The 12,849-nt window shown below is 63.4% G+C and carries 13 protein-coding genes; 7 read left to right on the top strand and 6 right to left on the bottom strand.

Features of this window, described 5'->3' with window-relative positions:
• The first annotated feature begins 221 nt into the window (after positions 1-221).
• On the top strand, positions 222-1,370 hold the full coding sequence (locus EN824_RS26950; protein ID WP_127870813.1) for an acyl-CoA dehydrogenase family protein: 1,149 nt from the start codon (positions 222-224) through the stop codon (positions 1,368-1,370).
• Positions 1,371-1,445: 75 nt separating this feature from the next.
• A complete protein-coding gene (locus EN824_RS26945; protein WP_127275967.1) occupies positions 1,446-1,841 on the top strand; it encodes a RidA family protein in 396 nt (131 codons plus the stop codon).
• 235 nt (positions 1,842-2,076) lie between these two features.
• Here EN824_RS26945 and EN824_RS26940 read toward each other — a convergent pair whose 3' ends face one another.
• Entirely contained in the window at positions 2,077-3,168 is a 1,092-nt protein-coding gene (locus EN824_RS26940) for an LLM class flavin-dependent oxidoreductase (RefSeq protein WP_127870698.1), read from the bottom strand.
• A 123-nt stretch (positions 3,169-3,291) separates the two neighbouring features.
• Here EN824_RS26940 and EN824_RS26935 point away from each other — a divergent pair, with 123 nt between their 5' ends.
• From EN824_RS26935 to EN824_RS26915, 5 genes are all read left to right on the top strand, one after another.
• A complete protein-coding gene (locus EN824_RS26935) occupies positions 3,292-4,068 on the top strand; it encodes an HpcH/HpaI aldolase/citrate lyase family protein (protein WP_127870697.1) in 777 nt (258 codons plus the stop codon).
• Between the two features lie 163 nt (positions 4,069-4,231).
• Complete coding sequence (locus EN824_RS26930; RefSeq protein WP_167531461.1) at positions 4,232-4,396, top strand: hypothetical protein; 165 nt, start codon at positions 4,232-4,234, stop codon at positions 4,394-4,396.
• 93 nt (positions 4,397-4,489) lie between these two features.
• Entirely contained in the window at positions 4,490-5,287 is a 798-nt protein-coding gene (locus EN824_RS26925; protein ID WP_127870696.1) for an ABC transporter substrate-binding protein, read from the top strand.
• Positions 5,288-5,452: 165 nt separating this feature from the next.
• Positions 5,453-6,127: an amino acid ABC transporter permease gene (locus EN824_RS26920; protein WP_127870695.1), complete on the top strand. Its 675-nt coding sequence runs from the start codon at positions 5,453-5,455 to the stop codon at positions 6,125-6,127.
• Between the two features lie 38 nt (positions 6,128-6,165).
• Entirely contained in the window at positions 6,166-7,428 is a 1,263-nt protein-coding gene (locus EN824_RS26915) for a cysteine desulfurase-like protein (protein WP_167531463.1), read from the top strand.
• 26 nt (positions 7,429-7,454) lie between these two features.
• Here the strand turns inward: EN824_RS26915 and EN824_RS26910 are convergent, their stop codons facing one another.
• From EN824_RS26910 to EN824_RS26890, 5 genes are all read right to left on the bottom strand, one after another.
• A complete protein-coding gene (locus EN824_RS26910) occupies positions 7,455-8,285 on the bottom strand; it encodes a dipeptide ABC transporter ATP-binding protein (RefSeq protein WP_135932889.1) in 831 nt (276 codons plus the stop codon).
• Positions 8,282-9,139 carry an ABC transporter ATP-binding protein gene (locus EN824_RS26905; RefSeq protein WP_127278114.1) on the bottom strand — a complete coding sequence of 286 codons (858 nt, stop codon included), beginning with the start codon at positions 9,137-9,139 and terminating at the stop codon, positions 8,282-8,284. Before EN824_RS26905 ends, EN824_RS26910 begins: the two co-directional genes overlap by 4 nt.
• Positions 9,140-9,141: 2 nt before the next feature.
• Positions 9,142-9,996 (bottom strand): ABC transporter permease subunit, encoded by an 855-nt coding sequence (locus EN824_RS26900; protein WP_174361976.1) that lies wholly within the window; start codon positions 9,994-9,996, stop codon positions 9,142-9,144.
• A 70-nt stretch (positions 9,997-10,066) separates the two neighbouring features.
• A complete protein-coding gene (locus EN824_RS26895; protein WP_127870693.1) occupies positions 10,067-11,074 on the bottom strand; it encodes an ABC transporter permease subunit in 1,008 nt (335 codons plus the stop codon).
• Between the two features lie 50 nt (positions 11,075-11,124).
• On the bottom strand, positions 11,125-12,717 hold the full coding sequence (locus EN824_RS26890; protein WP_127870692.1) for an ABC transporter substrate-binding protein: 1,593 nt from the start codon (positions 12,715-12,717) through the stop codon (positions 11,125-11,127).
• Positions 12,718-12,849: the final 132 nt, after the last annotated feature.

Below are 12,849 nucleotides of genomic sequence, written 5' to 3'. Positions count from 1 at the left end.
AGAGAAGGACATGCCGGCGGGACAGCGCCCCTCTCTGTCCTGCCGGACATCTCCCCCACTTGGGGGGAGATTGGCTGTCATCACCGCTTTCGCCAATTTTCAACGTCGCAAGGACGAGCGGGGCGTCGAAACCGCCAATCTCCCCCCTTGTGGGGGAGATGTCCGGCAGGACAGAGGGGGGCGCCGTAGAGCGCAAACCTCGCAGAGCTGCGGAGGCAGACATGCCTGACCGCTCTTTCCTCGCCTGGCCGTTCTTCGAAGATCGCCATCGCGAGCTCGCAGAACACCTCGACGCCTGGTGCGCCAAGAACCTCCCCGTCGATCATCGTGACATCGACGCTGCCTGCCGCGAGCTGGTGGCCATGCTTGGCCGCGATGGCTGGCTGAAGCCGACGGCTGTCGACACTGACAATCCGGGCCCGCTCGACGTGCGTTCCTTGTGCATCACGCGCGAGACGCTGGCGCGCCATGACGGGCTGGCCGATTTCGCTTTCGCCATGCAGGGGCTCGGCACCGGTGCGCTCAGCCTGTTCGGAACGGCTGACCAACGGCAATGGCTGGCTAAGACGCGCGCCGGCAAGGCGATCTCCGCCTTCGCCCTGTCGGAGCCGCGCTCCGGATCCGATGTCGCCAACACGGAAATGACGGCGACCCGCCATGGCGACAACTATGTTCTCACCGGCGAAAAAACCTGGATTTCGAATGGCGGCATCGCCGATTTCTATGTCGTCTTTGCCCGCACCGGCGAAGCGCCGGGCGCCAAGGGCCTCTCGGCCTTCATCGTGCCGGGCGATGCCAAGGGCCTCGACATTGCCGAGCGGCTGGAAGTGATTGCGCCGCATCCGCTGGCGCGTTTGTCGTTCGACGAGGTTCGTGTTCCCACCTCGGCGCTGATCGGCAGGCCGGGCGACGGCTTTCGCATCGCCATGTCGGTGCTCGACGTGTTCCGCTCGACGGTCGGTGCGGCAGCGCTCGGCTTTGCCCGCCGGGCGCTCGATGAAAGCATCAACAGAGTGGCCGAGCGCAAGCTGTTCGGCGCGCCGATGGCCGAGTTGCAGATGGTGCAGGGCCATATCGCCGACATGGCCCTCGACGTCGATGCGGCGGCGCTGCTGGTCTACCGCGCCGCCTGGACCAAGGACATGGGCGCCGCCCGCGTCACCCGAGAGGCGGCGATGGCCAAGCTGTTCGCCACAGACAAGGCGCAGGAGGTGATCGACAAAGCGGTGCAACTGCATGGCGGCGACGGTGTCCGCAAAGGCCACATCGTCGAGAGCCTGTATCGCGAAATCCGCGCGCTGCGCATCTATGAGGGCGCTTCGGACGTGCAGAAGGTGGTGATCGCGCGGCAAGTGATGGGCGCGGCCTGAACGGGTCGTGACCACGGACTGAATTGTTTTCGACACGGATATTGCGGACCCGATATTGGATAGCGGAGAGACGACATGCACGAGATCCTGCAGCCGGAAGGCTGGGCAAAACCCGTCGGCTACGCCAACGGCGTGGCGGCGCGCGGCAAGCTCGTCTTCGTCGGCGGCCAGGTCGGCTGGAACGGGCAATGCCAGTTCGAGACCGACGATTTCGCCGGCCAGGTGCGGCAGACCCTCCAGAACATCGTCGCGGTGCTGGCCGAGGCCGGCGCGGAGCCACGGCACATCACCTCGATGACCTGGTATTTCACCGACAAGGCCGAATATCTCGGCAATCTCAAGGGGATTGGCGAGGCCTATCGCGAAGTGATCGGCCGGCATTTTCCGGCAATGGCCGCCATGCAGGTGGTGGCGCTGGTGGAGGACCGCGCCAAGGTGGAGATCCAGGCCACCGCCGTTATTCCGGAATAACCGCCATCGCTTCGTCATCCTGGGGCGAAGCAAGGAGCGCAGCGACGCGGCGCAGACCCCAGGATCCATGCCGGGACTCCAAAGCGTCGCCGCAGTCCAGAATTTTGATCCGCTGCATTCCACGATTGAAGTCGCGGCATGGATCCCAGGGTCTCCGCGACGGAGCTTCGCTCCTGCTTCGCCCAGGGATGACGACGTTGGGAAAGCTTCGGCTAATTCCGAATGCTCACCACCGCTATTCGCGAAGGCCGGCTTGCCTGAGCAGCGGCAGCACGTGGTCGCAGAAGTAAGGCAGCTCCTGAGTGTAGTTGACGAAGGACAGGGCGATGCCCTGATAGCCGTGCGCGGCAATGGCGGCCATGTCGGCGGCAATCGTTTGCGGCGTTCCAACCAGCGGATAGGTGCCGGCGCCGCCGGCAAAACGCTGCCGGTATGCGTCATAGGCATGCGGGTCATGGGATTGCGAGAATTCCTTCTTGCCGGCCATATGCGCATCGACCGCCTCGTGATCCGCCAGATCGACGGCATAGCGCCTGTAATAGGCCTGCGCCTCTTCCATGGTCGGGCGGCAGACGACATGTGCCACGGTGTAGACGCCGACCTCCCGGCCAACCTTGTCGGCCCGCTCGCTGATGTCGGCGACATGCTTGCCGGCGTCGGCCATTTCGGAGAAGGTCGTAAACAGATAATCGCATCTGGCGGCGGCGAAATCGCGGCCCGGGCCGCCGAAAGCGGCGTTCATGGTCACCGGGCGCGGAAGCTGCAGGCTGGCCGGCCGGCTGACCGCCTCCTTGAGGTGATAATAGGTGCCTTGATACTCGAGCGGCTCCGCCGACGCGTAGAGCTTCTCCAGAATTTCGATCCATTCGGCCGCCTGGTCGTAACCCTTCTCGACCAGCGGTGTGCCGAACATGCCGAATTCCTTCGGGTTCCAGCCGCAGACGATGTTCAAACCGGCACGGCCCTGGCTGATGTGGTCGACGGTCGCCAGCGCCTTGGCGGCATAGAGCGGGTGCACAAGCGGCACGTGCACGGTCATGAACAGGCCGATACGGTCGGTGGCCACGCTGAGCGCCGCCGCCCAGGTGAAGGTCTCGAACGACGATTCACGCACCTTGTTGCGGCCGCCAAAGCCACGCCAGCGTGCGATCGGCAACATGAACTCCAGCCCGGCGCGGTCGGCGATCTGGGCGGCCGTCAGATTGTCCTGCCAGCTCGCCGTCCAGCGCTCCGGCACATCCGATATGGCAAGACCGCCATCGGCGTTGGTCGAGAAGACGCCAAGCTTGAGTTTGTTGGAGCCGTGCAACGGATGTGCTTCGATCATCTCGGGAACTCGCGGGCGGGAGGCCGTAGGCTAGGCCCGCGCGAAAATATTTCAAGCCTGAAATAGCTTCGCGTCGCACTGGTTTGCCGATATGAACTTGGTGGGATGAGAGAAGGGATCGGCATGAACGAGTTCCGCCAGAAATGCATCGGCAAGACCAGCCTCGTCGGGTCCTTCTGCGCCATTCCGCATCCCGTCGCGGTCGAGGTGATGGCGCTGTCCGGCCTCGACTTCCTCTGCATCGACTGGGAGCACGCGCAGATCTCGCGCGACATCGTCGAAACGATGATACGCGCCGCCGATGTCCACCGTGTGCCGGCGATGGTGCGCGTTCCCGGCCATGCGCCCGAAGCCATCCAGGCGGCATTGGACAGCGGCGCGCAAGGCGTGCTGGTGCCACGCGTCTCGACACCGGCCCAAGCTGCGATGGCGGTGACGGCATCGCGTTATCCGCCGCTGGGCGAGCGCGGCGTCGGACCCGGCCGCGCAGCCGGTTATGGCTATCGCATTCCAGAATACCTGGCCGGCGCCAATGACAGGATCGTCGTGGCGGTCCAGGTCGAAACCGCCGAGGGGTTGGCCAACATCGAGGCGATCGCCGATGTCGACGGCGTCGACGTGATCTTCGTCGGCCCCGGCGATCTCTCCGTGTCGATCGATGCGATCGGACCGAAGGGCGCCGACAAGCTCGCGGCTGCGATCTGCAGGATCATCGGCGTGACGATCGCGCACGGCAAGGCCTCCGGCATATTTTGCGCCAGCCCGCAAACCGTCGGCCAATGGGCAGCCGTCGGCGCCAGCTTTTTCGTCCTGGCCAGCGACACGATGTTTCTCGGTGCGGGCGGCGCGGCCAATTATGCCGCCGCCCGGGCGGAACTGGCGCGGGAAGACCCGCGCTAGCGCCCAGTCGAGCAGCAAGCCGGGAAACTTTTTTAAGCTTAAAACTTTTACCTTGAAAAGCGCCGCACTTTGGATAAGCATTCAAGATCGATGGAGACTGTCGGGCTGGAGGGTTTCCGGGCAGCTCATCGCGGGTGCTCCGGGTGGGAGGGGTTTCAGTCCTTTGTCGTTTGTGCTGCCCCAGTCATCGTCCAGCGCGCGCTGTGCTTTCGATCGCGTCCGCGCCCGGATCCGCGACCTGCATACCGAGACCAACCTTGCCGTGCCTGCGCGTGAAGGCGACCGCGACCAGATCGCGGCCACGGCCGAGCGCATGGTCGCCACATGAATTGACGCCCCGCTGGGAGGCGGGACGGCAAGAAACCGTGCGGGGCAGCCCGCTCGATCAACAACCAGAGGGAACACCCCAGAGGGACCACCAATGAAGCTCAACCGTCGCAATCTCATCCTTTTCGCCGCGGCAATCGGCATCGCCGCTGGACCGGCAACCGCCTTCGCCGCCGATGTGCTCAATGTCGGCGCCTACCCGACCAATCCGCCCTTCGAATACAAGAACGAGAGCGGCACCTTCGAAGGTTTTGAGGTCGACATCGTCAACGAGGCGGCCAAGCGCGTCGGCATGACAACCGACATCGCCGACCTCGGCTTCCAGGCACTGTTCGCCGCGACCACCTCGAAGCGTATCGACGTCGCCATCTCGTCGATCACGATCACGCCGGAGCGGCTGAAGTCGCAGTCCTTCACCCAGCCCTATTATGATTCCGACATGGGCATCGCCACCAAGACCGACAGCGCGGTCAACGCCGAGGCAGACCTCAAGGGCAAGATCGTTGGCGTGCTCTCCGGCTCGACCGGCGAGACCTGGGTCAAGGCGCACCAGGAAGCCGACGGCTTCAGCGACGTGAAGGGCTATGACACGCAGCAGAACCTGCTGCTCGACCTCAGCGCCGGCCGCATCGACGCCGCCGTCAGCGACATTCCCGGCATGGAATATTCCTTCACCAAGATGAAGGACCTGAAGGTCAAGCAGCGCATCAAGACCGGCGAGCAGTACGGCCTGATGATGACAAAGGATCATCCGCTGCTCGGCAAGCTCAACGACGCGCTGACGGCGATGAAGAAGGACGGCACGCTGGCCGCGATCCACAAGAAGTGGTTCGGCAGCGACGCCCCGGCCGATTCCTCGACCGTCAAGGAAATGCCGCTGCCCAAGGCCTGAGCTGCGGCCGACAGGACGGAAGGCGTGCCGGCTCCAAAAAGGGTCGGCACGTCCCGTTTTCACGCATAACCTTCCCGGGACCAGCATCCGTTCGGCAGAGCCGATCTTGATGTTCCGGGTCGGGCTCTGGCGTCAGATGACGCAACACCGTTCGGGAATGCTCTGATGTCGCTGATCGACACTTTCTTCAACGCCGACGTCATCGCGTCGAGCCTGCCGGCACTGCTGCGCGGCTTTCTGAACACGCTGCTGCTTGGCCTGCTCAGCATCGGTATCGGCATTCCCATCGGCCTGGTGATCAGCCTGTTGCGGCTCTACGCACCGAAGCCGCTGCGCTGGCTGGCGGTCGGCTACACCGACATCTTTCGCGCCTTGCCGGTCCTCGTCGTGCTGATCCTGATCTACTACGCGCTGCCGTTCCTCGGCATACGCCTGTCGTCCTGGGCGTCGGCAGTGACCGCGTTCGCCATCATCATGTCGGCCTATTCGGCCGAAGTGTTTCGCTCCGGCATAGAGAGCATTCCGCGCGGCCAGTTCGAGGCCTCGCAGGCGCTTGGCCTGCCGTTCCTTTTGACCTTGCGCAAGGTGGTGCTGCCGCAGGCGGTGCGCGTCGTCATCCCGCCGATGACCAGCAACTGCGTCTCGATGTTCAAGGACACTTCGCTGGCCTCCACCGTGGCCCTGCCGGAACTGCTCAAGGAAGCGACCAACGCACAGTCGCTCTACGCCAACCCCTCGCCGCTGATCGGCGCCGCACTGGTCTATCTCATCTTCCTTTGGCCGATGGTTCGTCTCGTCAGCCTGCTTGAAGCCCGCTTCAAGGACGAGAAGGCCCGCTAGCCACCTACCACCCCGCAAGCACTTCGCAGGAGATACAATTGAGCAATCCCCAGGCCACTGGCGGCTTCCCCGTCGACACCATCCGCGCCATGTTCCCCGCCCTGCAGCGAGCCGGCGATTTCATCTTCATGGACAATGCCGCCGGGGCACAGATTCCGCAGAGCGTGCTCGACGCGGTGACCAACCACCTGGTCTCGCACAATGTGCAGCGCGGCGGCCGCTATGGCCGCAGCGTCACCGTCGATCAGTCGGTCGCCGATGCTCGGACAAGCGTCGCCCTGCTGATCAATGCCACCAACCCGGCGGAAATCTGCTTCGGCATGAACGCCACCTCCTTCATCCGCCTGGTCAGCCTCGGCATCGGCCAGATGCTTTCCGAGCGTGATGAGATCGTCGTCACCGACATGGACCATGATGCCAACATCGCCACCTGGCTGGCGCTGGAATCCGCCGGCGCCAAGTTCAAATGGTGGCGCATGCGCGAGGATGGCAATCTGCATGTCGACGATCTCAAGCCATTGGTTTCGGACCGCACTCGGCTGGTCGCCTGCACGGTGACGGCGCACTCGATCGGCTCGATCGTCGATGTCGCCTCGGTCGCTGACATCGCGCATAGGGTTGGCGCCGAAGTGTTCCTCGATTGCGTGCATTACGGACCGCACGGGCTGATCGACGTGCAGGCCTGGGATTGCGATTATCTCGTTTGTTCCGGCTACAAGAATTTCTCGCCGCATATGGGTTTCCTCTGGGGCCGCTTCGAGACGCTGAAACGCCTGCCGACCTTCCGCGAGGATTTCATCCCGGACGAGCCGCCCTACAAGGTCGAGGCCGGCACATTCATCTACGAGAACGTGTCGGGCATGGATGCCGCCGTGCAGTATCTTGAACTGATCGGCCGCAATCTCGCCCCCTCCAACAACCGCTCGCGGCGCGACAACATCGTCGCCGGCATGGGCGCCATCCGCGACTATGAGTTGCTGCTGGCGCGCGAGATGATGGGCGTGCTGAAGGCCTGCGGCGCGACCATCTACGGTGTCGCCGACGAGGCCCGCCTCAACGAGCGCGTGCCGACCTTCTGCTTCAACATCGGCAAGCTGTCGCCGCAGCGCATCGTCGAGGAAATGGCCGATATGCAGATCGGCATCCGCGACGGCCATATGTATGCGCCCCGCCTGATGAAACGCCTCAACCTGTCGATGGACAGCGGCGCCATCCGCGCCTCGCTGGTGCACTACAACACGGTCGAGGAGATCCACAAATTCGGCGAGGCGCTGCGCGCTATCATCGCCAAGCTGTCGTAGCCGGATGGGCCGTGCCTGACCTCCGGTCAGGCCGCCTTCTTCTTCGCCAGCCTCGCCTTGATGCTTGCCACGTCGGCGCGCGGCGTGGCGGCAAACAGCGTCCTGGTGTAGCTGTGCTTGGGGTCCGAAAAGACCTCGTCGCGCGAGCCGTATTCGACGGCCTCGCCGAAATACATCACCATCACATCGTCGGCGATGTAGCGCACCACCGACAGGTCGTGGCTGATGAAGACATAGGTCAGCTGGAACTCGTCCTGCAGGTCGGCGAGCAGGTTGAGCACCTGCGCCTGAACCGAGAGGTCAAGCGCCGAAACCGGCTCGTCCAGCACCAGCAGGCTGGGGTTCAGCATCAGCGCGCGGGCGATGGCGATGCGTTGGCGCTGACCGCCCGAGAGCATGTGCGGATAGCGGTTGTAGTGTTCGTGGCCGAGGCCGACCTTCTTCAGCATCTTCATGGCGAGGTCGCGCCGTTCGGCCGCTGGCTTGTCGGTGTTGATGAGCAGCGGCTCGCCCAGCACGTCGCCGATCTTCTGGCGCGGATTGAGCGATCCGTAGGGATTCTGGAAGACGATCTGCACCTTGCGGCGCATTTCCTTGGTCAATCCGCCTTTGGCGATATCGACCTTGTTGCCGTCGATGAACAGCTCGCCCGACGTCGCGGGATCGATCAAGGTGATGATGCGGGCGAGCGTGGACTTGCCACAGCCGCTTTCGCCGACGATGGCGAGCGTCTTGCCCTTGTCCACGGTGAAGGAGACGCCCTTGACCGCATGCACGGTGCGCGGCCCGGTGAACAGGCCACCGCCGATATGATAGTCGCGAACGATGTTCTTGCCTTCGAGGACCGTGGTGCTCATGCGGAGGCTCCCGCTACCGAGGGGGCAGGCTCGAACAGCATGTCGGAAACGGTCGGCAGCCGGTCGCCGACGGCATTTTCCGGCAACGCCGAGAGCAGCGCGCGCGTGTAATTGCTCTTGGGCGATTCAAACAGCGACAACACGTCGGCCTCTTCCATCTTGCGGCCCTTGTACTGGACGATGACGCGGTCGGCGGTCTCGGCCACCACGCCCATATTGTGGGTGATCATGATCAGGCCCATGCCGTATTTGGCCTGCAGCGAGACGAGCAGATCGAGGATCTGCTTCTGGATGGTGACGTCCAGCGCGGTCGTCGGCTCGTCGGCGATCAAAAGCTTCGGATTGCAGGCAATCGCGATCGCGATCATGACGCGCTGGCACTGGCCGCCCGACATCTGGTGCGGAAACGAACTCAGCCGTTCTTCCGGATCGGCAATGCCGACCAGCTTCATCAGCTCGATGGCGCGTGCCCGGCGCTGGGCACGATCCATGCCCATGTGGAAACGCAGCACCTCCTCGATCTGGAAACCGACCGTGAAGCACGGGTTGAGGCTGGCGATCGGCTCCTGGAAGATCATAGAAATGTCCTTGCCGACGATCTTGCGGCGTTCGGACGGGCTGAGCTTCAACAGGTCGACGCCGTCGAAGGCCATGCGGTCGGCCTTGACCGTCGCGGTGTTGGGCAACAGCCCCATGACCGCCAGCATCGACACCGACTTGCCGGAACCGGACTCGCCGACGATCGCCAGCACCTCACGCGGCTCGATCGAAAGGTCGATGCCTTGCACGGCCATGAACGGCCCGGCGGCGGTGTCGAAGGAAACGGTGAGGTTCTTGATCTCGAGCAGCGACATGCTCACGACCTCTTCAGCTTGGGGTCGAGGGCGTCGCGCAGGCCGTCGCCGATCAGGTTGATGGCAAAGACGGTGATCAGAATGGCAAGGCCGGGGAAGGTCACCACCCACCAGGCGCGCAGGATGAATTCGCGCGCTTCGGCGAGCATCGTGCCCCATTCGGGTGTCGGCGGCTGCGCGCCCATGCCGAGGAAGCCAAGGGCGGCGGCCTCGAGGATGGCGTTGGAGAAGGACAGCGTCGCCTGCACGATCAGCGGGGCGATGCAGTTGGGCAGGATGGTGACCAGCATCAGCCTGAGATGGCTGGCGCCGGCGACCTTGGCCGAGACCACATATTCGCGGGTCTTTTCCGCCATCACCGCGGCACGGGTGAGCCGGGCGAAATGCGGCTGCAGCACGAAGGCGATGGCGATCATGGCGTTGACGAGGCCGGGGCCGAGCACCGCGACCAGCACCAGCGCCAACAGCAGCGATGGGAAGGCCAGGATGATGTCCATGATGCGCATGATCAGCGTGTCGACCCAGCCACGGCAGTAGCCGGCGAGCAGGCCGAGGATGACGCCGGAGATCAGCGCCGTGGTGACGACGACGAAACCGATGGCGAGCGAAAAGCGCGAGCCATAGATCAGGCGCGACAGCATATCGCGGCCGACGGCGTCGGTGCCGAGCAGGAACTGCGCGTTGCCGCCCGCCTGCCAGGCCGGCGGCGTCAGGAAGAAGTCGCGGAACTGATCGTCAGGCGAATGCGGTGCGAGCAGCGGCGCGAAGATGGCGATCAGGATCAGCAGGGCGAAGACGAAGAGACCGATCACAGCGCCCTTGTTGATCGAGAAATAGTGCCAGAACTCGGCGAACATCTGCAGCCGGGCATCCTGCGGCTTGACGACGGTCGCGGCTTCGATGGTGGCTGGGCCTTCATTGGTCATGTCAATTCGCCCGGATACGCGGGTTGATGATGGCATAGAGCACGTCGACGATAAGGTTCACCGACATGACGATCAGCGCGATCAAAAGCAACCCGCCCTGCACGGTGAAATAATCGCGCTTGGAGATGGCGTCGATCATCCACTTGCCGATACCCGGCCACGAAAAGATGCTCTCGGTCAGGATGGCGCCGGTGAGCAGCGTGCCGACCTGCAGGCCGATGGTGGTGACGACCGGGATCAGCGCATTGCGGAAGGCATGCAGGCCGATGACACGGCGCGGCGCCAGTCCCTTGGCGCGCGCGGTGCGCACATAGTCCTCGCCCAACACTTCGAGCATAGCCGATCGCGTCTGCCTGGCGATGACCGCCAGCGGAATGGTGCCAAGCACGATGGTGGGCAGTATGAGGTGCGACACCGCCGAGCGGAAGGCGCCCTTCTGCCCCGAGATCAGGGAATCGATGGTCATGAAGCCGGTCACCGGCTTGAAGAAATAGAGAAGGTCGATGCGGCCGGAGACCGGCGTCCAGTGCAGCGTACCGGAAAACACGATGATCAGCAGCAGCCCCCACCAGAAGATCGGCATGGAATAGCCGGCGAGCGCGGTGCCCATGGTCAGCTGGTCGAACCAGGAGCCGCGGCGGATGGCGGCGAAAATGCCGAAGGCGACACCGAAGATGACGGCGAAGATCATGGCGAAGATGGCGAGTTCGACCGTGGCCGGGAACCGCACCAGGAAATCCTTCAGCACCGGTGTCTTGGTCGAAAACGAGGTGCCGAAATCGCCGCTGAGGATGTTGGTCAGGTAGGTCAGATACTGTTGCCAGATCGGCAGGTCGAAACCGAACTGATGCATCAGCGCCGTGTGGCGTTCGGGCGACAGGCCACGTTCGCCCGCAAGCACCAGCACCGGATCACCGGGCAGGATGCGCACGAAGCCGAAAGCGAGGATGGTTATCCCGATAAAGGTCGGGATGATGAGGGCGAGCTTGCCGAGGATGTAACGCAGCATGGCGGGCGAGGTGGGGCGGCGCCCTGTGGCGCCGCCCCGTTTCGCGAACCTTATTCGGCGATATCGACGCCGTCAAAGCGATGGATGCCGAGCGGATCCATCGCAAAGCCGGAGACGGTCTTCTGCATCGGCATGAACACCTTGGAGTGGGCGAGCGTCGCCCACGGTGCCTGCTCCTTGAAGATGACCTGCGCCTGTTCGTAGAGCTTGGTGCGCTCGGCCTGATCGGAAACCGTCTTGGCCTTGTTGATGAGCGCATCGAAGTCCTTGTTGCACCATTCCGCGCGGTTGTTCGAACCGACGGACGCGCAGCTCAGGAGCACGCCGAGGAAGTTGTCCGGATCGCCATTGTCGCCGGTCCAGCCGACGATGACGGCGCCGTCGTGATCGACCGCCGAAGCGCGCTTGAGGTATTCACCCCAATCGTAGCTGACGATGTTGACGGTGACGCCGACCTTGGCGAAGTCGGCCTGGATCAGCTCGGCGGTGCGGCGCGCGTTCGGCATGTACGGACGCGACACGGGCATGGCCCAGACGTTCATCTTGAGGTCCTTGACGCCGGCCTCTTCAAGCATCTTCTTGGCCGCGTCCGGATCGTAAGGATCGTCCTTCACATCCTTGTTGTAGGACCACATGGTCGGCGGGATCGGGTTGATCGCCACCTGGCCGGCGCCCTGGAACACGGCGTCGATAATGGCCTTCTTGTTGATGGCCATGTTGAGCGCCTTGCGGACGCGCACGTCGTCGAACGGCTTCTGCTGGGTGTTGTACATCAGCGCGCCGACGTTCAGGCCTTCCTGCTCCGCGACCGTCAGGTTCGCATCAGCCTGCAGGCCGGCGATGTCGGCCGGTGCCGGATACGACATGATGTTGCATTCGCCGGCCTTCAGCTTCTGCGCGCGAACCGCCGGATCGGTGGTGATGGCGAACACCAGATCGTCGATCTTCTGCTTGCCGCCCCAATAGTCCGGGTTGGCCTTGTAGCGGATGGCGGCGTCGGTCTGGTAGTCGACGAAGATGAACGGGCCGGTGCCGACCGGCTTCTGGTTGAACAGTTCAGGCGTCTTGTCGGCCTGCAGCTTGTCGGCATATTCCTTCGAGACGATCGAGGCGAAATCCATGCCCAGCGTCGGAATGAAGGTGATCGCCGGTTCCTTGAGGGTGAACTTCACCGTCAGGTCGTCAACCTTCTCGACCTTGGTGATGTTGTCGCCGAACTGATCATTGTAATACTGATAGGCGATGCCCGGTATGTACTGGAACCAGGGGCCGTTCTTGTCGACCTGGCGCTGGAACGAGAACACCACGTCGTCGGCGTTCAGGTCGCGGGTCGGGGTGAAGTAGTCGGTGGGCGCGAATTTGACGCCCTTGCGCAGCTTGAAAGTATATTCCTTGCCGTCGTCGGAAATGGTCCAGCTATCCGCCAGGCCGGGCGAGACCGAGGTCTTGCCGTGATCGAATTCGACGAGGCGGTTGAAGACGGTACGCGAGGACGCATCGAACGTCTGTCCCGCAGTGTACGGCGCCGGATCGAAACCTTCTGGCGACGCCTCCGCGCAGTAGACCAGAGTTTTCGCGTTGGCCACGCCGCCCAGGACGCTTGCAGCCAGCAACGCGGCTGCAAAAGTCAATTTCTTCTTCATTGAGCACTCCCTGATGTTCTTCCAAGCCCCTCTATCAGGCTCGCGAAGCGCGCATATAAGCACCGTTTTTCCGGGTTTGGAACACCCCGTTTGCTTACCCCGCGGGAAGCAGGAAAAAAATCCGCCATTTTG

Origin of the sequence: Mesorhizobium sp. M8A.F.Ca.ET.181.01.1.1, assembly GCF_004792025.1 — a bacterium.
Lineage (GTDB): Bacteria > Pseudomonadota > Alphaproteobacteria > Rhizobiales > Rhizobiaceae > Mesorhizobium.
Note: the sequence above shows the minus strand (reverse complement) of the source record. Positions and strands in the feature narration are given on the sequence as shown.

Coding starts and splice junctions, on each gene's coding strand:
- EN824_RS26950 (WP_127870813.1), top strand. CDS start 222: ATGCCTGACCGCTCTTTCCTCGCCTGGCCGTTCTTCGAAGATCGCCAT.
- EN824_RS26945 (WP_127275967.1), top strand. CDS start 1,446: ATGCACGAGATCCTGCAGCCGGAAGGCTGGGCAAAACCCGTCGGCTAC.
- EN824_RS26940 (WP_127870698.1), bottom strand. CDS start 3,168: ATGATCGAAGCACATCCGTTGCACGGCTCCAACAAACTCAAGCTTGGC.
- EN824_RS26935 (WP_127870697.1), top strand. CDS start 3,292: ATGAACGAGTTCCGCCAGAAATGCATCGGCAAGACCAGCCTCGTCGGG.
- EN824_RS26925 (WP_127870696.1), top strand. CDS start 4,490: ATGAAGCTCAACCGTCGCAATCTCATCCTTTTCGCCGCGGCAATCGGC.
- EN824_RS26920 (WP_127870695.1), top strand. CDS start 5,453: ATGTCGCTGATCGACACTTTCTTCAACGCCGACGTCATCGCGTCGAGC.
- EN824_RS26910 (WP_135932889.1), bottom strand. CDS start 8,285: ATGAGCACCACGGTCCTCGAAGGCAAGAACATCGTTCGCGACTATCAT.
- EN824_RS26905 (WP_127278114.1), bottom strand. CDS start 9,139: ATGTCGCTGCTCGAGATCAAGAACCTCACCGTTTCCTTCGACACCGCC.
- EN824_RS26900 (WP_174361976.1), bottom strand. CDS start 9,996: ATGTTCGCCGAGTTCTGGCACTATTTCTCGATCAACAAGGGCGCTGTG.
- EN824_RS26895 (WP_127870693.1), bottom strand. CDS start 11,074: ATGCTGCGTTACATCCTCGGCAAGCTCGCCCTCATCATCCCGACCTTT.
- EN824_RS26890 (WP_127870692.1), bottom strand. CDS start 12,717: ATGAAGAAGAAATTGACTTTTGCAGCCGCGTTGCTGGCTGCAAGCGTC.